The sequence below is a fragment of the Mesorhizobium sp. CAU 1732 genome (assembly GCF_039888675.1).
Lineage (GTDB): Bacteria > Pseudomonadota > Alphaproteobacteria > Rhizobiales > Rhizobiaceae > Aerobium.
In genome coordinates, this window is sequence record NZ_JBDQQR010000001.1 from 2154274 (window position 1) to 2176542 (window position 22269).

The following is a 22269-nucleotide window of genomic DNA, read 5'->3' on the forward strand; positions in this document are numbered from 1 at the left end:
GCCCAAGGGACATCTTCCGCCATGACACTTGCAGACCGCCTGAACGCCGGCGAAACCCTCTTCACGGCCTGGTCGGGTATCCCGGATGCGATCACGGTCGAGGCGGTGGCGAACACGGCCGTCGATGCGGTGACGCTCGACATGCAGCATGGCGGGCATCACGAGGACAGCGTCCTGCGCGGCCTTGCGCCGATCGTGGCGTCCGGCAAGCCGGGAATCGTGCGCATTCCGGTCGGCCGCTTCGACATGGCGAGCAAGGCGCTGGATTACGGTGCGCAGGCCGTCATCGCGCCGATGATCAACACTATCGAGGATGCGCGCCTGTTCGCCAGATCGATGAAATATCCGCCGGTGGGCGAGCGCTCGTGGGGGGCGTCCTATGCCATGGCGCGCCAGAAGACGGCGGATGCCATGGGCTGGCTGGGAAGCGCGAATTCCAAGACGCTGGCCTTCGCGATGATCGAAACGCGCGAGGCGCTGGCTATTCTCGACGACATTCTTGCGGTGGACGGCATCGACGGCGTGCTGGTCGGCCCATCGGACTTCTCGATCGCCTGGAGCGGCGGCAAATCGGTCAACCCGTCGATGGAAGATATGATGGCAGCGGTTGGCGACATCGGCCAACGCACGCGCGCCGCCTCGAAACATGCCGCGATCTATGTGGTCGATCCGGCGCTGACTGGGCGCTTCGTGGAGATGGGCTACCGCCTGCTGGCGCTCGGCTCCGAGCAGCGCTACATGGCGATCGGTGCGGAGACCTTGTTGAAGGCCGCGCGGGCTTCGATCAGGTAAGGTCTATCAGAGCTTCGTCATGAAGTGGGCGAACGTCATCGAACCCTCGGGCCAAGGGCCGTGGCCCGATTCCGCGTTCAGATGCCCGGCTTCTCCGGCGTCTATGAACAGCGAACCCCAGGCGGCTGCGATGTCTTCGGCGACGTCGAAGTCGCAGAACGGGTCGTTGCGGCTCGCGATCGTGATGGACGGGAACGTCAGCGGTTCGCGCGGGTAGGGGCCGAACGTCATGAGATGGCGCGGCCTGATGTCGGGATTGGCAACGTCCGGCGGTGCGACGAAAAACCCGCCTGCAACCTGCTTCTTCGTCTTTTCCAGCGCATGGATGGCGGCAGGAATGCCAAGCGAGTGGGCGATCAGCACGACCGGGCGTTCCGCCGCATCGATCGCTGCGGCGACGTTCGCCACCCAATCGTCGCGCACCGGCTTCGACCATTCGGCCTGCTCGACGCGCCGCGCCGTCGACAGCTTGGCTTGCCAGCGCGTCTGCCAATGATCCGGCCCCGAATTGGTGTAGCCGGGAATGATGAGAATATCTGCGTCCTTGACCTTCATGGCGGCCATGTAGCGAGGCGGGGCCGCCGTTGCAACCGCCCGAGAGGCGCTGCTCGCTTGAGTGAACACGGTGTCACCGCCGCAGCCGCTTGCGAAAGGCATGCCGGTCACCGATCTTCGAGCTTGACGCACCGCGGTGCAAAGCATCCGAACGGAGACAGAAATGAGCACCATTCCATTTGCCGCGACTACGCCGGTCTCGATCGGTCGCGTGGGGCTGAAGGCACGCGACGGCGCAGGGCTCGCGGATTTCTACAAGTCCGTACTCGGTCTGACCGAGTTGCGCCGCACGGGCAGCATCGTCGGGCTTGGGGTCGGGGACCGTGAAATCCTCGAGATCGAGGAATCCGCCGCCTTGCGGGAGGACGATCCGCGCAGCGCCGGGCTCTTCCACACAGCGTTTCTTTTGCCGGAGCGCGTCGATCTGGCGCGCTGGACGCAGCACGCGATCGACAATCGTGTCGCCATCGACGGTGCGTCGGACCATCTCGTGAGCGAGGCGATTTATCTAACCGACCCGGAAGGCAACGGCATCGAAATCTATGTCGACCGCCCGAAGGATAGGTGGGAATTCGACGGATCCTCGGTCCGGATGGCGACCGACCCGCTCAATTTCGAGAATCTGATGGGTGAGATCACCGCTGAAACGCAGCGCTGGTCGCAAGCGCCCGAGAATTCCGTCATCGGCCACGTTCATCTGCGCGTCGGCGATGCGGCAGCGGCCGAACAGTGGTGGAAGGAGACGCAGGGCTTCGACACGATGGCGCACTATGGCGGCGCGGCCGTATTCCTGTCCTCAGGCGGCTACCATCACCACATCGGAGCCAATTCCTGGCAGAGCAGGGGCGCCGGTCCACGGTCGGGCGACCGGACAGGACTGGCATTCGTCGAGCTTCTGTCGCGAAACGCCTCTGCGGAAGCAACGTCTCGGGACCCATGGAGCAACGAAATCCGCGTCGTTCCCGTAGCATGATCCCAAAAAGAAAAGACCCGCGGCAGGGAAGCAGCGGGCCTTTTCAGACTGGAGGAGTTTCGTTCACTCCGCTTCGATCGTCACTTTCGGGACATCGACTTGCAGATTGACCGTCTCCGGGTCACCGAAATAACCGTTCGCATACAAGATTGCGCCAATTATGGCAGCGACCAAGACTGCGCCGGCCACGAACCAGCCCGTTCCGCCGTTTCTGACGACAACCACTTCACGATCGGCCATTTGAGCACTCTCCATCTATAGGTGCAGAGTAACGTCAATGTCGCCGAGTGGTTCCGTCATTAAGTGCTGCCGAATACCCGCCTGAAAATCGTGTCGACATGCTTCGTGTGGTAGCCGAGGTCGAATTTCTCCCGGATGTCCTGTTCGGACAGCGCCTTGCGCACAACCTCGTCCGCCAGCAATTCCTCGAGGAAGTCGGCTCCCTTTTCCCAGACCTTCATGGCGTTGCGCTGCACGAGGCGGTAGGAATCCTCGCGGCTGACGCCGGCCTGCGTCAGCGCCAGCAGTACGCGCTGCGAATGGATGAGCCCGCGGAATTTGTTCATGTTGGCAAGCATGGTGTCGGGATAGATCACCAGCTTCTCGATCACGCCTGCCAGACGGTTAAGCGCGAAATCGAGGGTGATGGTCGTATCCGGGCCGATGGCGCGCTCGACGGACGAGTGGCTGATGTCGCGTTCATGCCAAAGCGCGACGTTCTCCAGAGCCGGTGTCACCGACATGCGTACGAGGCGAGCGAGGCCGGTGAGGTTTTCGGTCAACACCGGATTGCGCTTGTGCGGCATGGCCGACGAACCCTTCTGGCCGGGCGAGAAGAACTCTTCCGCCTCCAGAACCTCGGTGCGCTGCATGTGGCGGATTTCGATGGCGATGTTCTCCATCGACGAGGCGATGACGCCCAGCGTGGCGAAGAACATGGCATGCCGGTCGCGCGGGATCACCTGCGTGGAGATCGGCTCGGGCGTCAGGCCGAGCTTCTTGCAGACATGCTCCTCGACCGATGGGTCGATGTTGGCGAAGGTGCCGACGGCACCGGAAATCGCCCCCGTCGCGATTTCTGCGCGCGCTGCCACGAGCCGGGCGCGCCCCCGCGCCATCTCGGCATAGAAGCGTGCGAAGGTGAGGCCCATCGTCGTCGGCTCGGCGTGGATGCCGTGGCTGCGGCCGATGCGGACCGTGTCCTTATGCTCGAAGGCGCGTGTCTTGAGCGCGGCCAGCACGCGGTCCATGTCGGCCAGCAGAAGGTCGGCGGCGCGCACGAGCTGGATGTTGAGCGTCGTGTCGAGCACGTCCGACGACGTCATGCCCTGATGGATGAAGCGTGAATCCGGCCCGACGAACTCGGCCAGATGCGTCAGGAAGGCGATGACGTCATGCTTGGTCTCGCGCTCGATCTCGTCGATGCGGTCGACGTCGAAGACAGCAGTGCCGCCCTTTTCCCAGATCGTCTTCGCCGCTTCCTTGGGGATGACGCCGAGTTCGGCCAGCGCGTCGCAGGCATGCGCTTCGATTTCGAACCAGATCCGGAACTTGGTCTCCTGCGACCATATGGAAACCATTTCGGGTCGCGAATAGCGCGGGATCATCGGCTGGGTCCTGACTCAACGGGGAAGATGCGCGCTGACTAACAGAGACGCGCGCATTCCTCAACGAGGCATATGATCTCAGAGCTTGCCAGGCACGGCGATCCAGCGGTGGTCGGGGCCTTCGAAGCCGACCGACCGGACCGCGACTAGCACCACATAGAGGGGGTCGCCCTCGGCGGGGAAAAATGTCTGGACGGCCCCGATGCTGTAGCCGAGCGGGCAACGGCGGCTGGTGGGGACCGCGGATGTGTCCTCGTGAACGAGTTCCGTTTGAGCTTCAGGCTCTAGCGCGATCCTTTTCAGTCGAAACCCTTTGGTATCGCCGAAACCCTGGCAGTTTTCCGGCGTTTCGAGGGTCATTTCCTCGAGGCGGAACTCGACCGGCTTGTCTACGGGCGGAACCACCGGCCTCGGGTTCACCATGACGCGGTGCGGGTCGGCCGACAGCTCCGTGATCGGATTGTGCGCGGCGGTCACGCCGCGATTGGCGGCGAGCTCACGGTCGATCGCGATCGTCTGGCCGCGCTTGTAGGCCTCGTCGCGTGCATCCTGCAGTGTCGCACCTTCATCGTCGATGCGAACGCGAATGGGTGTGCCAGCCACGAAGCTGTCGCTTGCCGTGTCGATGTAGAAGCGATTCGCATAGGGAAAGCCGGAGCCGTCCTGAATGCCGAATTCCTCGAAGGCGAAGACCGATCCGTCTTCGAGGAAGCCCAGAATGTTGAGCTCGGCGGCGTCCCCGGCAAAAGCGGGTGCGATCAGAAACGGCGACGCTGCCACAGCGAGCAATTTTGCAATCAGTCTCATGCGTCTCCTCCTTAAAGCCGCGACGACCAGACCGGCAGGATGTCACCGGAATTGGGCGTCGCGGCGTGAATGCCACGCGCGATGGCGCGCGCCGTCGTGGCGCCGGCGACGGCGTAGAGCTCCATCGCGGCGCGTTCATCGAGAGTGATGCCGCTCGCTCCGGTCGCGAGCGCGAAGACGAGATCGCCGTCGGCTGGCGTGTGCGTCGGCCAGATCGCGCGTGCGAAGCCGTCATGCGCGGCGATGGCGAGCCGCTTTGCGGCGGCCTTCGTCAGGATGGCGTCCGTGGCGATCACCGCGATCGTCGTGTTCTGGCCTTCGCGCGGCGTTTCCTCGAATTTCCATCGAATGTCGCCCGCTTCGGCCGGCATTGGCGAGGGCAGGCCGAGCCCGCCGAACTCGTCTCCGATTTCAAAGGGAGCTGCCCAGAAATGCCGCGTGCGTGCGACCGTGACAGACCCAACCGGGTTGGCCGCGACGAGCGCACCCACCGTCACACCGTTGCCCAGTGCGGTCGAGGCCGAGCCCAAGCCGCCCTTGAGGCCGGACGACAGTGCGCCAAAACCAGCGCCGGCGGTGCCGAGCGCGAAGTCGAGTGCGGCATTCGCCGCCGCCTGATAGCCGAGTTCGCGGTAGGGCGGGTAAAGCCCCCAATCCTTGTCGCCGCCATTGATGAGGTCGAACAGGATCGCGGCGGGAACGATTGGCACGCGGTGGCCGCGAACCTCGACGCCGACCCCTGCCTCGCGCAATGCCGCCTGGACGCCGGACGCCGCGTCGAGCCCGAATGCCGAGCCGCCGGACAGCGCCACCGCATGGATTTCCTGCAATGAGTTGTGCGGCTCCAGTGCGTCGGTCTCGCGCGTTCCGGGCGCGCCGCCGAGCACCTGAAAGCTTGCGACTGCCGGCCTGTCCGGAATGACGACCGTGACGCCGCTGCGCAGCCGCTCGTCGTGGGCGTTGCCGATGCGCAGGCCTGCGACATCCGTGATGAGGTTTTTCGGGCCGGTCGAGAAAGGCATGCGGTTACTCTGTCGGAAGAAAGCGTTCGCCGTCAAAGCGGAGAAGCTGGAAGGGATTCGTGGTGAGATCGCCTTTCTCGTCGAAGGTGATCTCGCCAAGCAGCGTCTGGAAGGAACCGTCGCGTAGCGCCGCCGCAACCGAATCGGAGCCGGCCGCGGCTTGCTCGATCGCCTGCAACGCGACCTCGACCGAGGCGTAAGACGGCACGACGTAGCCCTCGGGGATGGTCCCTTCGGCGTCGAACATCGCCACCGCGCCTTCATCCAGCATTTCGGCCCATTCGGGCGTCGCGATCATCAGCGTGCCTTCGGCGAGGGGAACGTCGCCTGCCGAGCGCAGCGCTTCGCCGCCGGCGATCGTGAGCGGATAGTCGAGGCCTGCGGCGTCGCGCGCCATGATGCCGACATCGTCGCGGTCGCCGCCCACGAAAACATGCGTGGCGCCGGAGCGACGAAGCCTGCCGACAAGGCCGATCTGGTTCTCCGACTGCGGACGGTATGTGTCGATGAAGACGGGCTTCAGCCCTGCCGTCTCCACCGCGAGACGAAGCGATTCGGAGAGTTCCCGGCCATAGATCGTACCGTCATCGACGATGGCGAAGAGATCGTCCCGCCAGAGACGCGTCAGGATGGAGGCGGCTGCCGCGCGCTCGGCATCGGCACGCGGCGCGATACGCCAGACGAGCCAACCTGTCCGCACATGCCGGTCCGTCAGTCCATCGGATCGCACGCCGGACGTAATCACCGGGATGCCTGCTTCGGTGAGGATCGGAAGTGCGGCCTCGATCGCCTCGGTGCACAGGAAGCCGACGACAACCTGCACGTCCTGTCGTACGAATTCGCGCGCGGCGAGCGCCCCACCGTCCGCCGTGCAGCGATCGTCGACGATGACGAGCTCCGCATTGGCCTCTCGCGCGGCCATCTCCGCGCCTGCCCGCAACTGGCCGCCCAGGATCGCCATGGTGTCGCTCAGAGGTGCGGCGAGGCCGACTCGCACATCCGCCGCTCGCGCCGCGCCGGATGTGGCGAGCGCGATGGCTGCGAGTGCGACTACCCATGGAAACGGCATCGAACGTGCCAACTCCGCGATCTGGAAAAAGTGCGTCAACTGGTAAAGGCTGGCGGGATAGGGTGCAACAGGATACGAGCGGATGAGCCGCCGGGTTGCAGCGGCCGTTGCTTGCTCGGCGCGGCTCTGTCCCTATATGCGGGCATGAGTCAGGATACGGGAAGCGTCGTGCTGAAGAAGAATGCTGTGGAACCACGCCTTTATCGCGAGGCGATGAGCCGATTTGCCGGACATGTACACGTCGTCACGACGGACGGAGCAGCGGGTAAACGTGGCGTCACGATCATCGCGGCATGCTCCGTATCCGACGAGCCACCGACGATCCTCTGCTGCCTCAACCGGCTGAAGCCGGAAAACGATTGTTTCGCCGAAAACGGCGTCTTCGCGCTCAACACGCTTGCGGGCGGACAGCAGGCGCTTGCCGATGCATTCTCGGGCCTGAGCGGATTGACCCAGGACGAACGCTTCGCACTCGGCACCTGGGAAACGGTCGCAACCGGCGCGCCCGTCCTGGATGGCGCGCTGGCGACATTCGACTGCGAACTGGTGGATTCGAAGGATATCGCGACCCACCGGGTACTAATTGGCAAGGTGACAGGCATCCGCGTCAGCGATAGCCTGACGCCTCTCATCTACCACCACCGCGCCTATCACGTGCTTTAGGGCCGCGCTTTCGGAGACATCATGGCTGATACGAACCCGCGTCCCGTGCCCGGATCGATCGACGAGACGGTCGATATGCTGGCGGGTGCGGATTACGTCTCCGATCGCGCTCTGGCGACCGTTCTGTTTCTCAGCCTGCGCATGAAGCGGCCGCTTTTCCTCGAAGGCGAGGCGGGCGTCGGCAAGACCGAGATCGCGAAGGTTCTGGCGTCGGCGCTCGGCCGCAGGCTGATCCGCCTGCAATGCTATGAGGGCCTCGACGTGTCGTCTGCGGTCTACGAGTGGAACTATGCCGCGCAGATGATCGAAATCCGCATGGAAGAGGCGATTGGCGAGACCAGCCGCGCGGCCATGGAGCGCAATGTCTTCGCGGAAAAGTATCTCATTCGCCGGCCGGTGCTCGATGCGCTGACGGGCGAGGCGGGCGCAGCGCCGGTTTTCCTGATCGATGAGCTCGATCGCACGGACGAGGCGTTCGAGGCCTTCCTGCTCGAAATCCTGTCCGACTATCAGGTGACGGTCCCCGAGCTTGGTACGATCAAGGCCGCCGAGCCGCCGATCGTCATCATCACGACCAACCGCACGCGCGAGATCCATGACGCGCTGAAACGGCGCTGCCTCTATCACTGGGTCGATTATCCGACCGCGGAGCGCGAGCTCGAGATCGTGCATCGCAAGGTTCCGAAGGCCAATGCGCGGCTCTCGGCGGAGGTGGTCGCGTTCGTTCAGCGGTTGCGCGAGATCGACCTGTTCAAGTTGCCGGGCGTGGCCGAAACCATCGATTGGGCGGGCGCGCTCACCGAACTCGACAAGGTCGCGCTCGATCCCGAGACCGTGTCGGACACGATCGGCGTTCTCCTGAAATATCAGGACGACATCGCGCGGATCGGTCAGGGCGAGGGCCGGCGCATCCTCGACGAGGTCAAGGCCGAACTCGCAGCCGCGCAATAGGCGGGCGCCGTGGGCAAGGAACCCGCCATCCCGAGAGAGGCCGATCCCGATGGCAGGATCGCCGACAACATCGTCTATTTCGCGCGCGCGCTGCGCAAATCCGGCATGCGGGTGGGACCCGCTGCGGTGAAGGATGCGATCGAGGCGGTGCTGGTCGCCGGTATCGGCGGGCGCGACGATTTCTACTGGACGCTTCATTCGGTGCTGGTCAACCGCCGCGAGGATCATGCGACGTTCGACGAGGCGTTCCGGCTGTTCTGGAAATCGCGCGAGCTGATCGAGAAGATGATCGCGATGTTTTCCCCGGTCGCGCCCGACCAGCGCGAGAAGCAGAAGGTGCGCGCGGCGGAATCGCGCGTTGCCGATGCGCTCTTCGAAGGTCATCGCAAGGACCAGCCGGTGCAGGAGATACCGGAGATCGAGGTCGATGCCCGGCTGACCTTTTCCGGCAACGAGGTGCTGCGCCAGAAGGATTTCGCTCAGATGAGCGCTTTGGAGCTGGCCGATGCGAAGGAGGCCATCAAGGGGCTCAGGCTGCCGTTCGACCGCGTCGCGACGCGGCGCTATCGATCCGACCCGCATGGCAACAAGACCGATCCGCGCGCGATGATGCGCATGGCGCTGCGCACCGGCGGCGATCTGATCCTGCCGCGTTTCCGGTCACGCAGGACGGTTCATCCGCCGCTGGTCGTGCTGGCCGACATTTCAGGCTCGATGAGCCAGTACACGCGGATTTTCCTGCATTTTCTCCATGCGCTCACCGCCCAGCGCAGCCGCGTCCACACCTTCGTCTTCGGAACGCAGCTGACGAATTTGACGCGCCAGATGCGCAGCAAGGACCCCGACGACGCGCTCGCCGAATGTGCCGGCGCGGTGAAGGACTGGTCGGGCGGCACCCGCATCGGCGAGACGCTGCACGAGTTCAACCGGCTGTGGTCGCGCCGTGTGCTGTCGCAGGGCGCCGTCGTGCTGCTGATCACGGACGGGCTGGAGCGTGACGATGTCGACGGGCTCGCGGAAGAGATGGAGCGGCTGCGAAAATCCTGCCGGCGCCTGATCTGGCTCAATCCGCTGTTGCGTTTCGACGGTTTCGAGGCGCGGGCGAGGGGCGTGCGCGCCATGCTGCCGCATGTCGACGAGTTCCGCGCGGTCCACACGCTGAACGCGCTCAAGGACCTCGTCGATTCGCTTTCGGCGACCAGGACCAGTGATGCAGACCCGAAGGCATGGCTGGGTCTTGGCAAGAACAGGGTCGCATGACCATATTCTGGTTATAGCCAGGTGGAGTGATCGACATGAACCAAGCAACGATCCCCGATGAAAGCCGCGATCCGCTGATGATCGCCGAGGAATGGAAGTCGGCCGGCCGCACCGTCGCGGTCGCGACCGTGGTCGAAACCTGGGGCTCCGCGCCACGCCCGGTCGGCAGCCATCTGGTCATCGACGCCGAGGGCAATTTCCACGGCTCCGTTTCCGGCGGGTGTGTGGAAGGCGCGGTCGTCGCCGACGCGATCGACATCATCGAGACGGGCACGCCGCGCATGCTGGAATTCGGCGTCGCGGACGAGACGGCCTGGCAGGTCGGCCTGTCCTGCGGTGGCCGCATCAAGGTCTATGTGGAGCGGCTGGGCTAGCCATGGATCTCGCCATTCTGAAAGCCCTGAACGATGAGCGGCGCGCCCGCCGGGCGGCTGTCCTTGTCACAGACCTCGGCGACGGCACCGATCGGCTCGTCAGGGAAGGAGATGCGGCGGAGGGGGAACTCGCGGACGCCCTGTCGCGCGCGTTTCGCACAGGCAAGTCCGGCACGGTGGAAGCAGACGGCCGCAGCCTGTTCCTCAACGTGCATCTGCCGCCGGCGCGCATCGTGATCATCGGCGCAGTGCATATCAGTCAGGCGCTCGCGCCGATGGCGCGGATCGCCGGCTTCGACGTGGAGATCATCGATCCGAGAACGGCGTTTGCCACGCCGGAGCGCTTCCCGGACGTGTCGCTCAAGGCGGAGTGGCCGCAGGATGTGCTTGGCGCTGTGCCGCTCGATGCCTTCACGGCGCTTGCGGCCGTGACCCACGATCCGAAGATCGACGATTTCCCCATCAAGGCGGCGATCGATGCGGGCTGCTTCTACATCGGCGCGCTGGGCAGCCGGAAGACGCATGCGAAGCGCGTCGAGCGTCTGACCGAAATGGGTGCGACGCCGGACGAAATCGCGCGTATCCATGCGCCGATCGGCCTCGATATCGGCGCATCCAGCCCGGCCGAGATAGCTGTCGCCGCATTGGGGCAGATCATCCAGGCGCTGCGGACGCGTGGGCTGGCCCGTGGCCAGAACGTGGCAGCCGCATGAAATTCGGGCCGATCCGCCTCGGTGACGCGGATGGCGCGATCCTCGCGCATTCGGTGGCCGCAGGCGGTCGAAGCTGGCGCAAGGCGCACCTTTTGACCGCCGACGACATCGCAGCCATGAAGGCCGCTGGCCTCACCGAGATTGTCGCGGCGCGCATGGAACCCGGCGATCTGAGCGAGGACGAGGCGGCCGCGCGGCTTGGGGCGGCACTCGGCAATGCGTTGATCGAGATACGACCGGCCTCGACCGGCCGGGTCAATCTTCATGCCCGGAACGCCGGAATCTTCGTCGTTTCCAAATCTGCCGTCGATGCGATCAATGCCATCGACCCGTCGATCACGCTCGCGACCCTGCCGGACTACGCCACCGTCGAGGCCGGCCAGATGCTCGCCACGGTGAAGATCATTCCGTTCGCGGTCGCCGAAGCGCTGCTCGATCGGGCGGTAGCGATCGCTGCCGATGCCGATTTACTCGCCCTCCACCCGTTCAATCCGCTCAAGGTGGGCCTCGTGCAGACGGTCCTGCCGAGCGTCAAGGACAGCGTGCTCGACAAGACGAAGGAGCACACCGAACGCCGCTTGGCGCGCGCGGGCGGTTCGATCGCGCGCGAAATGCGCACGCCGCATCGCGCTGAGGATGTCGCGCAGGCGGTCAGGGAGATGGCCGGGGTCAGCGACCTCGTCATCATCTTCGGCGCATCGGCCGTGTCCGACTCAAACGACGTCATCCCGGCCGCGATCCGTCTGGCTGGCGGCACCGTCGAACGCGTCGGAATGCCGGTCGATCCCGGCAATCTGCTCGTAGTCGGCGCATTTGACGGCAAGTGCGTGATCGGCGCGCCGGGATGCGCGCGAAGCCCCAAGCTCAACGGCTTCGACTGGGTCCTGGACCGGCTGATGGCGGGCATCGATGTCACGGATCGCGATATCGCCGCCATGGGCGTCGGCGGGCTGTTGATGGAGATCGAGACGCGCCCGCAACCGCGCGAACCGAAGGCACGCCGTAGGCCGGCGGTCGATGTGGTGCTGCTGGCGGCGGGCAGGGCGCAGCGCATGGGCGGCCCGAACAAGCTGATGGCCGAGTTCGAGGGCACCCCGCTCGTGCGCCGCGCGGCGGACATGCTGGCCTCGACCAAGGCACGCGCGACACATGCCGTGGTGGGGCATCAGGCCGACCGCATCATCGAGGCGTTGGCAGGCGCGCGCGTGGCGATCGTCCAGAACCGGCTTTTCGCGGATGGACTGGCCAGTTCGCTCAAGGCGGGCATTGCTGCCTTGCGTGCCGATGCGGATGGCGCGCTGATCGCGCTGGCGGATATGCCGGGCGTCGGGCGACAGGATATCGACCGGCTCATCGACGCGTTCGTCGGCGCTGGCGGCTCGACCATCGTGCGCGCAACCCACGCGGGCAAGCGCGGCAACCCGGTGATCCTTCCGAGGGTCTTGTTTAGCGCTGTTGCGGCGCTGGAGGGCGATACCGGTGCGCGGCACATCATCGAGACCAGCGGTCTGCCGGTCATCGACGTCGAGATCGGCGAGGCTGCGAGCCTTGATGTCGATACGCCCGAAGCGATGGCGCGCGCCGGCGGGCAACTCGTCGGCTGAAGGGACGGGTAGCGCCGCATGCACCGCATCGGCTATCTCTTGCGCATGCTCAACGTGTTCGGCCGCGCCGCCATCCCGATTTTCGCTGTCTTCGTGGCCCTCGCCACGATCGTGACGGCTTCACCGGTCCGGGCCGAAATGCTCTCACCGTTCAAGGACGAGCTTTTCGCCTATCCCCACCAACTCGCACAGGCAGACGGCGGTCGTCATCTGACGGTCGATTATCAGGAAATGCGCGACATCAACGGCCGCGACGAAATTCCCGAGCGGCGCGCGCAGGCGAAATATGTCGACCTCGGGGTCCGCCGCGTGCAGCAGGACCGCTTGGCGCGAACCGAGGTCGCGCAGATTCCGCACATCACGGTGGGCAAGACCGAAGGCGCATCGTTCATCATCGCCTATCTCTACGGACAGGGCGGCAGCCGGCGGCAGGGCATGGACGATTTCACCTTTGGCGGTAATTTCAACCGCGTGAAGAACCTCGCCTCGCGCAATGGCGGGCTCTATCTGACCACCGATTTTTCCGATTTCGGCGCGGCGGGCGCCAGCCAGGTCGCTGCGCTGCTGTCGCTCTATGCCAAGGCGTCGCCGCAAGCGCCGGTCTATGTCGCCTGTGGGTCGATGGGCGGCGCGCTGTGCTGGCGGCTGGCGAATGATGCGGGGATCGCGCCGCGTCTCGGGGGGCTGCTCCTCCTCGGTTCGCACTGGGACGACGCGTTTCTGTCCAGTGCGGCGTTCAAGCGCCGCGTACCGGTCTTCTTCGGCCATGGCGGCAACGACCGCGTCTTTCCGGCCGCGAAGCAGGAGGCGTTCTTCCGGTCGATCCTGGCGCGGGCGCCGGATTATCCCACGCGCTTCGTTCGGTTCGAGACCGGCAGCCACGGCACCCCGATCCGCATGACCGACTGGCGCGAAACGCTGAACTGGATGGATTCAATACGCTAATTTCGATCTGTAACGCACTGAATCGATTACGTAAGCAAGAACAAGCGTCACGGCGCGAAATCATAATCGACAAGCACTTCCGGGCTCATCTTGCCGTCATAGGCTGCATCGACCTCGTAGTAGACGAGGTTGAAGCTTCCGCCGCGAAACACCCATCGGGCCGCGTCGAACGCATCGCCCACGCCGCGCCACAGGCTGTGTTCGCTCATCGTCAGCGTATCGCTGTCGAACTCAGAATTGGTGATCTGCGCGCGCGCCTTGGCTCCGATCATCGTCACGCCATCGACAACCGAGTTGTCGCCTTCATTGGCGTAGCGGACGTCGATCTCGGGCACTGCGAACTGGATTTGCTCGATCTGGCCCTCGTCATTTGCCAGATAATGCACGTGGGTCTGGTTATAGGCGCCTTGCGTGCACTTGAACCGGTAAAGGCTGACCTGCCGTTCGGGGTCGTCAGGCCCTTCGAAGGAATAGCGAAACCCGAAGGCGTAGGTCTCCGGCTGCAGATCTGTCCCGGAGGACGCGCAAATCTCGGAAAAGTCGGCGCGGAACGCCGTCTTCGCCTTGTGGAGCATCGCATCATGCTCGGGAAGTGGCGGTCCGTCGCCGCAACTGGTCGGCAAGGCAGGCTCCGTGCCCTCGGCAACAGGCTGAAGATCGCCGCTTTCGATCTTCAGTGGCTCGAACGTCTCGGTCTGCATCCCGGGATTGGCCATGCGCAACGTATAGCAGCCCGCGAAAACGGCGTGGCTGCCGCCTTGCTCGAACGCCGTGATGACCACCGGCAGACGATAGTAGACGCTGCCGGCGGCACCTTCTTCGGATGGCACACCCACCGTCAGGTCTACGCGTTCGGTCGTCGCGTAGCCCTGGGCGTAGGTTTCGAGGTCGGCTGCGGGTGGGGTGGCGAAGTAGCTGTAGGCGCGGGCGAATTCGCCGCGGTCGATCGCGTTGTAGAGCGAGCGCACCAGTGAGGCGGGGCCGGACCGGTCGTCGATGTAATCGTCTGCGGCGAGCGCCGGCGAAGCGCTCGCAAGGAGAATGGCCAAGGCTGCTCGACGCATGAGTCTCTCCGTGTGATCGGGAGAAACTACGCCGTCCTTTGCGGCAGTTCCAAGACGCGTCAGCGCGCCCGGCCGGCCATCTCATAAGCGATGTGCGGGAAATCGGCGGGCTTGATACCGATGTCCGCCCTGTCTGACGGACTCATCGATTCCAGCAGTGCCAGCGCGCTTCGGAAACGTTCATTCTCTTTTTGCCGCGGGCGGACGAAAAACTCGGTAAAGAATCCCATGTCAGGCTTCCTTTCTGTGTCCTCCCGAAGCCCTGAATATAGTCGGTTCGGCGTGATTGTGCAGTGCAGCATTCACATGGCAGCCATGCGAGTTCCGGTTCGGCACGAAATTACGGCGCACGTGTTCATAGGGTCTTAACGAAAATCAGCGGAGGTCGGGGAAGACACACATTAGGGGAACCTTTTTAACCCGCGCGAGATTAAGGTCCGATTGTATCGCACGCCGGGAGCAGGAGATGTCGTTGGGCGCAGATGCGAAGCTGGACTTTACTGAACTGCTCGATGATCTCATCGCTGCCTCGCGGGACATTGAACCCCAGGTGGATGATGGTCCCGTTCCATCGCTTCGTGGCGATCTGCTCGACCAGATCGAGCGGTTGCAGGCCGAGAACGTGACCCTGTTTCGGGATCGGGCGATTCAGGAATATGATGAGTATCGCGCGCGAGCCCCGCAAAAGGATCGTCCGCCTGTGCTTGAGACCCCGGCCCATCTCCAGCCTGCTCTGGAGGATTTGTTCTTTCTCGATCCCGATTCGATTTCAAAAGAACTTGGTATCCAGCCGAAGAGCAAGCCCGAAGAGCTTGATCGTGCCAGGCGTTCCTTCGCGATGCGCTACCATCCCGACCGTGTCCCGGAAGAATTCCGCGAGCGCGCCGTCATGCGCATGCAGATCGCGAACATGCTGATCGACGAGGCAAAGCGCCTGAAGCGCTAGCCTCGCCGGATCACCTGGATTTTACCACGTACCCGTATTGGCCATCGACGCCCAGGGTTCGGACTTTGCCTTCGCGTCTCCCTTCTGCAGAAGCTCGATCGAGATACCGTCGGGCGACTTCACGAACGCCATGTTGCCGTCGCGCGGCGGGCGATTGATCGTGACGCCCATATCCATCAGGCGCTGGCAGGTTTCATAGATGTCGTCGACCTCGTAGGCGAGGTGGCCGAAATTGCGCCCGCCATCGTAGTCCTCAGGATCCCAATTGTAGGTCAGCTCGACCAGCGGCGCCTTTTCCGTGATGCCGGTATGCTCGTCCTCTGGCGCGGCAAGGAAAATCAGCGTGAATTTCCCCTCCTGGCTTTCGACGCGTCGAACCTCTTTGAGGCCGAGCTTGTTGCAGTAGAAATCGAGTGAGATATCAACGTCCTTGACGCGGACCATGGTGTGCAAATAGCGCATCTTTGCCTTCCGGTTCTTCGAGGTGGAGCCGCTGATATGGAGCAGTCGCGCGGAAGCGGCAACCGGCTCGTCGTGATTGAAACGAGCTTCCATGACGCCGCTTCGAATCGCAGCGTGGGCACGATCCAAGACCTGAGGCAGTATTGTGGGGTAGAAATGTTGAAAACTGCGCCACGGCCCTTGCTAACACAGGAACGCACAGTGTTATCCTGCTGAATAGAATCAGACGATTTGTTCGAGGAAAGGTACGTCGGGATGGGGGACAAAGCCTCTTCGGAGAGGCGGTACGACGCCATTGACGAAGCCGTGGGTCCAGATGATGGACCGGAGGCTGTGCTCGCCGAAATATCCGGCGAAATCAAATGGTTCGATGTCGCCAAGGGCTACGGGTTCATCTTGCCCGACGACACCGCCATCGGTGACGTGCTTCTCCATGTGACCTGCCTTCGCAAGGATGGCTTCCAGACCGCGCTTGAGGGCGCGCGCGTGGTCTGCCTCGTTCGTCGCGGCGATCGTGGCCTCCAGGCCTTCAAGGTTCTCTCGATGGACAACACGAACGCCGTCCATCCGTCCGAGCAGCCGCTTCAGAAAACCCACGTCGCGGTGACGGCCGAGAGCGGGCTCGAACGCGCTCTGGTGAAATGGTTCAACCGCACCAAGGGTTTTGGCTTCCTGACGCGCGGTGAAGGCACCGAGGACATCTTCATCCACATGGAGACGTTGCGCCGATACGGCCTGACAGAGCTTCGACCGGGCCAGGTGGTGCTGGTGCGCTTCGGCAAAGGCGACAAGGGCCTTATGGCTGCCGAAATTCATCCCGATATGGGGACACTGCCGGTTTCGCATTGACCGATCTCCGCCGGCGAGCAGGGTGGCCAATGTTGCGTATGATCTGGATTTTGGCCGTCGTGCTGACGGTCGCACTGTCTCCCGGGGTCTCATCCCAGGCCTATAGTCAGGTGCGCATCGATGACGGGCAGCCGATGCTGCTGCCCGTCGATGCCGTTCCCCTCGTGGCCGAAACGAAGGACGGAGCGCGCGAATTCACCATCGAGATCGCCGATGACGACCGCGAGCGCTCGGCCGGCCTGATGTTCCGCACCGAGATGGACGACATGCACGGCATGCTGTTCGTGTTCGAGCAGACGCGTCGCGTCTCTTTCTGGATGAAGAACACGCCGATGCCGCTCGACCTGATCTTCATCCGGGACGATGGCACCGTCGCGGCGGTGCTGCCGGGCGAGCCTTTTTCCACGGCCTCGATCGGGCCCGGAGAGTCGGTCCGGTTCGTTCTTGAACTGAAGGCTGGAACCGCGCAGAAGACAGGCATCGTCAGCGACGTCCGGCTGCGCCATCCGCGCATCGACAGCGTTGCGGATGGTGACTGATCAAGCAATTCAGGAATTATTCGCAGGCATGCACAGTTTCACGCACGACGGCTTCGACCTCGCCTTCATCGACCGCGCGCCGGAAACGGGTAGCGGCGAGCCCGTCCTCCTGATTCACGGCTTCGCGTCGACCCATCATGTGAACTGGGTCGCGCCGGGTTGGGTCAAGACGCTGAGCGAGGCCGGCTATCGCGTCATCGCCTTCGACCATCGCGGGCACGGGAAATCCACCAAGAGCTACGATCCCGACGACTATACGCCGGACGCCATGGCCGACGATGCGTCGGCTTTGCTCGACCATTTGTCGATCGATCGCGCGCACGTCTTTGGCTATTCCATGGGCGCGCGGGTCTCGACGTTTCTCGCGCTTCGGCACCCAGAGAAAGTCGCCACCCTGATCCTCGGCGGCCTTGGCTATGGCATGGTCGATGGCGTCGGTGACTGGGATCCGATCGCCGAGGCCCTGATGGCCGACGATGCGACGACGATCGACCATCCGCGCGGCAAGATGTTCCGGACATTCGCCGACCAGACGAAGAGCGATCGCAAGGCGCTGGCCGCCTGCATCGCGAAGTCGCGCGAACTGCTGAGCGAAGACGAACTCGCGGGAATCACGCAGCCGACGCTCGTGGGCGTGGGCACCAGGGATGACATCGCCGGCTCGGCGAAGAAGCTCGCGGACCTGATGCCGGATGCCGAAGCCTTCGACATTGAAGGGCGCGACCACATGCTGGCGGTCGGCGACCGCACCTTCAAGGCGAAGGTGCTTGAATTCCTGAAAGCCCATCCGCTCGGCTAGCGTCGCCGCTTTTCATCCAGCCATCCTCGAACACGACGCTCGAAACGCCGGCAAAGCGGCGCAGGCGCTCGAGTTCCGTTTCGAGCTTGGTGGTGAGGATTTTAGAGGCGCGGACGCCGCGCTCGGGCCAGAAGGCGCGAACCACAAGCGCGTCGCGCTCCCGGTCCGCCTTGACGTCGATGCGCCCGATCGCGTTGTCGCCGCGCAGAACGGGGTAGACGTAGTAGCCGTATCGGCGCTTGGCCTCCGGCACGAAGATCTCGATCCGGTAGTGAAAGCCGAAGATGCGCTCTGTCCGGGATCGGTCGCGCAACAGCGGATCGAACGGGCTGAGGATGCGGACGCGGTCAAGCGGCGTCGGGGCTTCCAGCGCGACATCCACCGCGCCGGGCAGCGAGAAGCCCGCACGCGGTTTGCCGTCTATGCCTTCGACGCGAACGGGAACGAGGTCGTGGCGGTTGCGGGCGATCCATTCGTCCACCTCGGACGGCGACAGCAATGCCCAGAATGACGCGATCTCGCCGCGCGTGGCGAAACCGAGCCGGTGCAGCGCCTCGCGGCATGCCCAGTCGACGAAGGCGTCGTGATCCACTTCCTGCGCGCGGTGCGCAGCCGGAATCACCCGCTCGGTGAGATCGTAGACTTTCTGGAAACCGTCGCGCCGCGCGATGGCGAGTTCGCCCGTCCGCCAGAGATATTCGAGCGCGGCCTTCGACGGATGCCAGTCCCACCAGCCGGTGCTTGGCCTGTCGCCCTCGAAGTCGCGGGCCATCTTGGCGCCGTCTCGCGTGATGAGATCGTGCACGCGGGCGATGTCGTCGTCGAAGCCTTCGGTGCCGAAATGATCCTTCCAGCGTTCGCGCAGCCGCTCCTTCTGGCGCGCGAAGCGATGGCGCCAATAGGGGAAGAAGGCGCCGGGAATGATCGACGCGTCATGCGTCCAGTTCTCGAAGAGGTCGCCGTCCTTTTCGAGAAGTGATTGCAGGTCGCGGCGGCGATAGGTCTGGCCGCGTGAGAACAGGATGTGATGATGGGCGCGCTCCAGCACATTGACGCTGTCGACCTGCACGAAGCCGAGATCGCGGATCAACTGCGACAGCGTATCCTTGCGAAGCGGCCCCGCGCTGCGGCCTTCGAGCCCGGCGAGGTGGAGAAGGTGCCGCCTGGCCTGGCGGTTGGAGACGAGAATCGACATGGCGCAACTCTAGATCGGCGCGCCGCTTCAGCCACCCGAAAAAGCACAGGAGAAAGCGATCCGGCGGTGCTGTTCCTGACAACGGGATGGCAGGAGAATGCCGCCCGGCATCGCAATCAGATGCCCCTGAAGACAGGCGGGCGCTTTTCGCGAAAGGCAGCACGGCCTTCGGCGTAGTCCACGCTCTCGAAGGTTCGGTCGCCGAATTCGCCTGCGAGCGCCGCGTCGCCAGGCGCGCCTGTCAGCACTGCCTGAATCGAGGCCTTGGATGCGCGGATCGACAGGGGCGCATTGCGGGCGATGGTCGCGGCGATTTCGCCGACACGCGCGTCGAGATCACCGCTGACGACCTCCATCAGGAAGCCTGCGCGCAAAGCCGCCGCCGCGTCGAGACGCGCGGCGGAGTAGGCGAGATACCGTGCCACCTGAGGCCCGACGGCGTTGACGATGTCGGCCATCGCATCGACGGGATAGGCAAGCCCGAGCTTTGCCGCGGGTACGCTGAAGGCGGCATCGGGCGTTGCAAGACGCAGGTCGCACGCGGCCGCCAGTCCGAAACCGCCGCCAAAGCAGATGCCGCGAATGGCTGCGACGACGGGAAGGGTGCTATTGCGCACGGCGGCGAAGGCTGCGGAATTGTACGCCTCGTAGACCCGCGCCTTGGCTGCATCGCCACGCACATCATCGAACTCGGCGATGTCGGCGCCGGCGCAGAAATCCGCGCCGCTTCCGGTCAGGATGATCGCTCGGGATGACGCGGAGGCCGTCAGATCGTCGATGATTCCGGGCAGGCGTTGCCACATTGCCTGCGTCATCGCATTTTTGCGTCGCGGGCGATCGATCGTGATCGTTGCGATGCCGTTTTCGACGTCGACGCGAAGGGAATCGCTTTGCGGGTCATCTTGAATTTGCATCACAACAATCCAATTGAAGGCTGGTTGAGGAAATTGCGGTTCATTTGCGGCTCGGTTCGCATTATGATCGACCCTTCGCCAAAGCAAGATGGTTGGCACAGGAGACCGAGATGGGCAGTACAAGCGCGATCAGATCCGAGATGATCCAGCCCGTCGACCCGATCTGGAGTTCGGTTCGAAGCGAAGCAAAAGTCGCGGTCGAACGCGATCCGCTGCTTGCTGCGTTTCTGTATTCCACGATCCTGAACCACGACAGCCTCGAGGATTCGGTCATCCACCGTCTGTCGGAACGGCTCGACCACGCCGACCTTGGCTCCGACCTCATACGCCAGACTTATCAGGCGATGCTGCGCGACAATTCCGATTGGAGCGCGACGGTCAGGGTCGACATCCAGGCCTATTACGACCGCGACCCCGCATGCGACCGGTTCCTGATGCCTGTCCTTTATTTCAAGGGTTTCCACGCGATCCAGACGCACAGGCTCGCCCATTGGCTGTGGAACCAGGGCAGGCGGGATTTCGCGCTCTACCTGCAGAGCCGTTCGTCGGCGATCTTCCAGACCGACATTCATCCGGCATCGCGCATCGGCAAGGGCATCTTCATCGACCACGCGACGGGACTTGTCGTGGGCGAGACCGCGGTCGTGGAGGACAACGTATCCATGCTCCACGGCGTGACGCTGGGCGGTACGGGCAAGGCGGGCGGCGATCGCCATCCAAAGATCCGCCATGGCGTGCTCATCGGCGCCGGCGCCAAGATTCTCGGCAATATCGAGGTCGGCCATTGCTCTAAAGTGGCGGCAGGCTCGGTCGTTCTGAAATCCATTCCCCATAACAAAACCGTTGCCGGCGTGCCCGCCCGGATCGTGGGCGAGGCGGGGTGTGACGAGCCGTCCCGCGCGATGGACCAGCTCCTCGTCAGCGAGGCCTGAGGCGGCATTTCCGCGCCCTTTCCTTGAAAGCTCGACCGCGGGCTTTACATCGCCGTGACGGGCATGCCAGAAGCGCGGTCCAATCAGGCGGTTACCGGAGAGCAGATTTTGAAACCCGAAGAGATCAGAAAACTCGACGCGTATTTCAAGCGCACCTTCGCAAACGCACAGCTTCAGGTGAAAGCGCGGCCGCGCAAGGACGATTCCTGCGAGCTCTATCTCGGGGACGAATTCCTCGGCATCATCTTCAAGGACGATGATGACGGCGACCTGTCCTACAATTTCTCGATGGCCATTCTCGATATCGATCTCGACTGAGACCGGCTGGACGAATCGAAATGCGCTTGGCGAGCGATCGCCGGGCGCTTTTTCGTTTCAGCGCTTCACGATGAAGCTCTCCGCTTTCTCGCGTATCGCCGCATCGACGTCCCGCCACGAGCCCGCCAGTTCGGCCGGCATGCGGTAGGAGAGGCTCAACCCGTTGCCCAGATGAATGTCGCGCTCACATGCGGCGAGCGATTCGCGCGACGCGTCTCCCGACAGGCAACGCGCGACGAACGGAGTGTCCGTGTCCCCGTCGCCGACGATCAAAATCTCGTCCATATAGCCGGATTTTTCGGAGAAACTGTAGACGGTCAGGCCACCGGGACCCGGACGTCCGGTACCCTCCACCAAAGCGCGATAGATCGGCTCGAGCCGGCCGCTCATGTCCCGCGACATCATCCGTTCCTCGAACGACAGGAACAGGATGTTGCGCGTGTCGCCCGTATGATTGAAATCGTCCCGAGCCTCGTTGCTGTACCCTTCGAGAAGCGGCCAGTTGAGATAGAGGTCCAGCCGCTGCGTGACCCCGCTGCGGCGTGACGCATCGAACCGGATCATGTTGGCCGGCACCGCGAGCGTGTCCTTGCCGATGACGATATCGTGGACCGTCAGGTCGTCGGTGTGCCCCGCCATTGCGATCGTGCGGCCGACCATGCGCCCGCCGATGCTGATCGCCACCGAGAGGAGCGCGAGAAGCACGAAGGTCAGGAAAACCTTCAGCATGAAGCTGGATCGGACCGGGACGGGGTATGCCGCGTGAGCCATGATTGCCGATGCGAATTGCAAGGCCATGAGCCTCACCGTTGAAGGAAGCGCCGGGCTGTTCTGCTGCTACGGGCAGAAGAGGGGGGGCACGGCACTTGCTGAATAAATCTCGAAGACCATTGCCGCTTCATGGTAAACGGCGCGT

Annotated in this window: 27 protein-coding genes; 15 read left to right on the plus strand and 12 right to left on the minus strand. The window is 63.8% G+C overall.

The window, feature by feature from the left end:
* The first annotated feature begins 21 nt into the window (after positions 1-21).
* Entirely contained in the window at positions 22-792 is a 771-nt protein-coding gene (locus AAFN55_RS10525) for an aldolase/citrate lyase family protein (RefSeq protein WP_347798795.1), read from the plus strand.
* A 6-nt stretch (positions 793-798) separates the two neighbouring features.
* Here AAFN55_RS10525 and AAFN55_RS10530 read toward each other — a convergent pair whose 3' ends face one another.
* The gene (locus AAFN55_RS10530; protein ID WP_347800236.1) at positions 799-1347 is read right to left on the minus strand and encodes an alpha/beta hydrolase; all 549 of its coding nucleotides are present in this window, start codon (positions 1345-1347) and stop codon (positions 799-801) included.
* A gap of 163 nt (positions 1348-1510) precedes the next feature.
* Here AAFN55_RS10530 and AAFN55_RS10535 point away from each other — a divergent pair, with 163 nt between their 5' ends.
* Positions 1511-2320 carry a VOC family protein gene (locus AAFN55_RS10535; RefSeq protein WP_347798796.1) on the plus strand — a complete coding sequence of 270 codons (810 nt, stop codon included), beginning with the start codon at positions 1511-1513 and terminating at the stop codon, positions 2318-2320.
* Between the two features lie 63 nt (positions 2321-2383).
* Here the strand turns inward: AAFN55_RS10535 and AAFN55_RS10540 are convergent, their stop codons facing one another.
* From AAFN55_RS10540 to AAFN55_RS10560, 5 genes are all read right to left on the minus strand, one after another.
* Positions 2384-2560, minus strand: a complete 177-nt coding sequence (locus AAFN55_RS10540; protein WP_347798797.1) for a hypothetical protein — start codon at positions 2558-2560, stop codon at positions 2384-2386.
* 59 nt (positions 2561-2619) lie between these two features.
* Entirely contained in the window at positions 2620-3927 is a 1308-nt protein-coding gene (gene purB / locus AAFN55_RS10545) for an adenylosuccinate lyase (RefSeq protein WP_347798798.1), read from the minus strand.
* 78 nt (positions 3928-4005) lie between these two features.
* Positions 4006-4734, minus strand: a complete 729-nt coding sequence (locus tag AAFN55_RS10550) for a DUF2259 domain-containing protein (RefSeq protein ID WP_347798799.1) — start codon at positions 4732-4734, stop codon at positions 4006-4008.
* 11 nt (positions 4735-4745) lie between these two features.
* Positions 4746-5756: a P1 family peptidase gene (locus AAFN55_RS10555; RefSeq protein WP_347798800.1), complete on the minus strand. Its 1011-nt coding sequence runs from the start codon at positions 5754-5756 to the stop codon at positions 4746-4748.
* A gap of 4 nt (positions 5757-5760) precedes the next feature.
* On the minus strand, positions 5761-6825 hold the full coding sequence (locus AAFN55_RS10560) for a branched-chain amino acid ABC transporter substrate-binding protein (RefSeq protein WP_347798801.1): 1065 nt from the start codon (positions 6823-6825) through the stop codon (positions 5761-5763).
* Between the two features lie 168 nt (positions 6826-6993).
* Here AAFN55_RS10560 and AAFN55_RS10565 point away from each other — a divergent pair, with 168 nt between their 5' ends.
* From AAFN55_RS10565 to AAFN55_RS10595, 7 genes are all read left to right on the plus strand, one after another.
* Positions 6994-7488, plus strand: a complete 495-nt coding sequence (locus AAFN55_RS10565) for a flavin reductase (protein ID WP_347798802.1) — start codon at positions 6994-6996, stop codon at positions 7486-7488.
* 21 nt (positions 7489-7509) lie between these two features.
* Positions 7510-8439 carry a MoxR family ATPase gene (locus AAFN55_RS10570; RefSeq protein ID WP_347798803.1) on the plus strand — a complete coding sequence of 310 codons (930 nt, stop codon included), beginning with the start codon at positions 7510-7512 and terminating at the stop codon, positions 8437-8439.
* Between the two features lie 9 nt (positions 8440-8448).
* Entirely contained in the window at positions 8449-9699 is a 1251-nt protein-coding gene (locus AAFN55_RS10575; RefSeq protein ID WP_347798804.1) for a VWA domain-containing protein, read from the plus strand.
* A 35-nt stretch (positions 9700-9734) separates the two neighbouring features.
* The gene (locus AAFN55_RS10580) at positions 9735-10073 is read left to right on the plus strand and encodes an XdhC family protein (RefSeq protein WP_347798805.1); all 339 of its coding nucleotides are present in this window, start codon (positions 9735-9737) and stop codon (positions 10071-10073) included.
* Between the two features lie 2 nt (positions 10074-10075).
* Positions 10076-10786 carry an XdhC family protein gene (locus AAFN55_RS10585; RefSeq protein ID WP_347798806.1) on the plus strand — a complete coding sequence of 237 codons (711 nt, stop codon included), beginning with the start codon at positions 10076-10078 and terminating at the stop codon, positions 10784-10786.
* Positions 10783-12390 carry a molybdopterin-binding/glycosyltransferase family 2 protein gene (locus tag AAFN55_RS10590; RefSeq protein WP_347798807.1) on the plus strand — a complete coding sequence of 536 codons (1608 nt, stop codon included), beginning with the start codon at positions 10783-10785 and terminating at the stop codon, positions 12388-12390. Before AAFN55_RS10585 ends, AAFN55_RS10590 begins: the two co-directional genes overlap by 4 nt.
* A 138-nt stretch (positions 12391-12528) precedes the next feature.
* Positions 12529-13335: an alpha/beta hydrolase gene (locus AAFN55_RS10595; protein WP_347800237.1), complete on the plus strand. Its 807-nt coding sequence runs from the start codon at positions 12529-12531 to the stop codon at positions 13333-13335.
* Positions 13336-13382: 47 nt separating this feature from the next.
* On the opposite strand, the gene AAFN55_RS10600 is transcribed toward AAFN55_RS10595, so the two are convergent.
* Complete coding sequence (locus AAFN55_RS10600) at positions 13383-14399, minus strand: DUF1176 domain-containing protein (RefSeq protein WP_347798808.1); 1017 nt, start codon at positions 14397-14399, stop codon at positions 13383-13385.
* 59 nt (positions 14400-14458) lie between these two features.
* Positions 14459-14629 carry a hypothetical protein gene (locus AAFN55_RS10605; RefSeq protein ID WP_347798809.1) on the minus strand — a complete coding sequence of 57 codons (171 nt, stop codon included), beginning with the start codon at positions 14627-14629 and terminating at the stop codon, positions 14459-14461.
* A 236-nt stretch (positions 14630-14865) separates the two neighbouring features.
* On the opposite strand from AAFN55_RS10605, the gene AAFN55_RS10610 reads away from it, so the two are divergent.
* Positions 14866-15345, plus strand: coding sequence for a hypothetical protein (locus AAFN55_RS10610; protein WP_347798810.1), 480 nt, complete (start codon positions 14866-14868; stop codon positions 15343-15345).
* A gap of 21 nt (positions 15346-15366) precedes the next feature.
* Here AAFN55_RS10610 and gloA read toward each other — a convergent pair whose 3' ends face one another.
* Positions 15367-15807 carry a lactoylglutathione lyase gene (gene gloA / locus AAFN55_RS10615; protein WP_347800238.1) on the minus strand — a complete coding sequence of 147 codons (441 nt, stop codon included), beginning with the start codon at positions 15805-15807 and terminating at the stop codon, positions 15367-15369.
* A 255-nt stretch (positions 15808-16062) separates the two neighbouring features.
* Here gloA and AAFN55_RS10620 point away from each other — a divergent pair, with 255 nt between their 5' ends.
* From AAFN55_RS10620 to AAFN55_RS10630, 3 genes are read left to right on the plus strand one after another with little or no spacing between them, the layout of a single operon-like run.
* Complete coding sequence (locus AAFN55_RS10620) at positions 16063-16656, plus strand: cold-shock protein (RefSeq protein WP_347798811.1); 594 nt, start codon at positions 16063-16065, stop codon at positions 16654-16656.
* A 29-nt stretch (positions 16657-16685) separates the two neighbouring features.
* Complete coding sequence (locus AAFN55_RS10625; protein WP_347798812.1) at positions 16686-17195, plus strand: DUF192 domain-containing protein; 510 nt, start codon at positions 16686-16688, stop codon at positions 17193-17195.
* Between the two features lie 28 nt (positions 17196-17223).
* Positions 17224-17994 (plus strand): alpha/beta hydrolase, encoded by a 771-nt coding sequence (locus tag AAFN55_RS10630; RefSeq protein WP_347798813.1) that lies wholly within the window; start codon positions 17224-17226, stop codon positions 17992-17994.
* Here AAFN55_RS10630 and AAFN55_RS10635 read toward each other — a convergent pair.
* Both AAFN55_RS10635 and AAFN55_RS10640 read right to left on the minus strand, forming a co-directional pair.
* Positions 17948-19189: a crosslink repair DNA glycosylase YcaQ family protein gene (locus AAFN55_RS10635; RefSeq protein WP_347798814.1), complete on the minus strand. Its 1242-nt coding sequence runs from the start codon at positions 19187-19189 to the stop codon at positions 17948-17950. The two genes, AAFN55_RS10630 and AAFN55_RS10635, sit on opposite strands and share 47 nt — an antisense overlap.
* 116 nt (positions 19190-19305) lie before the next feature.
* The gene (locus AAFN55_RS10640; RefSeq protein ID WP_347798815.1) at positions 19306-20103 is read right to left on the minus strand and encodes an enoyl-CoA hydratase-related protein; all 798 of its coding nucleotides are present in this window, start codon (positions 20101-20103) and stop codon (positions 19306-19308) included.
* Positions 20104-20213: 110 nt separating this feature from the next.
* Between AAFN55_RS10640 and cysE the strand changes: the two genes are divergently transcribed.
* Both cysE and AAFN55_RS10650 read left to right on the plus strand, forming a co-directional pair.
* Complete coding sequence (gene cysE / locus AAFN55_RS10645) at positions 20214-21035, plus strand: serine O-acetyltransferase (RefSeq protein ID WP_347798816.1); 822 nt, start codon at positions 20214-20216, stop codon at positions 21033-21035.
* 108 nt (positions 21036-21143) lie between these two features.
* Positions 21144-21353, plus strand: coding sequence for a DUF3126 family protein (locus AAFN55_RS10650; protein WP_347800239.1), 210 nt, complete (start codon positions 21144-21146; stop codon positions 21351-21353).
* Positions 21354-21410: 57 nt separating this feature from the next.
* Here AAFN55_RS10650 and AAFN55_RS10655 read toward each other — a convergent pair whose 3' ends face one another.
* Positions 21411-22151: a hypothetical protein gene (locus AAFN55_RS10655; RefSeq protein WP_347798817.1), complete on the minus strand. Its 741-nt coding sequence runs from the start codon at positions 22149-22151 to the stop codon at positions 21411-21413.
* Between the last annotated feature and the right edge of the window lie 118 nt (positions 22152-22269).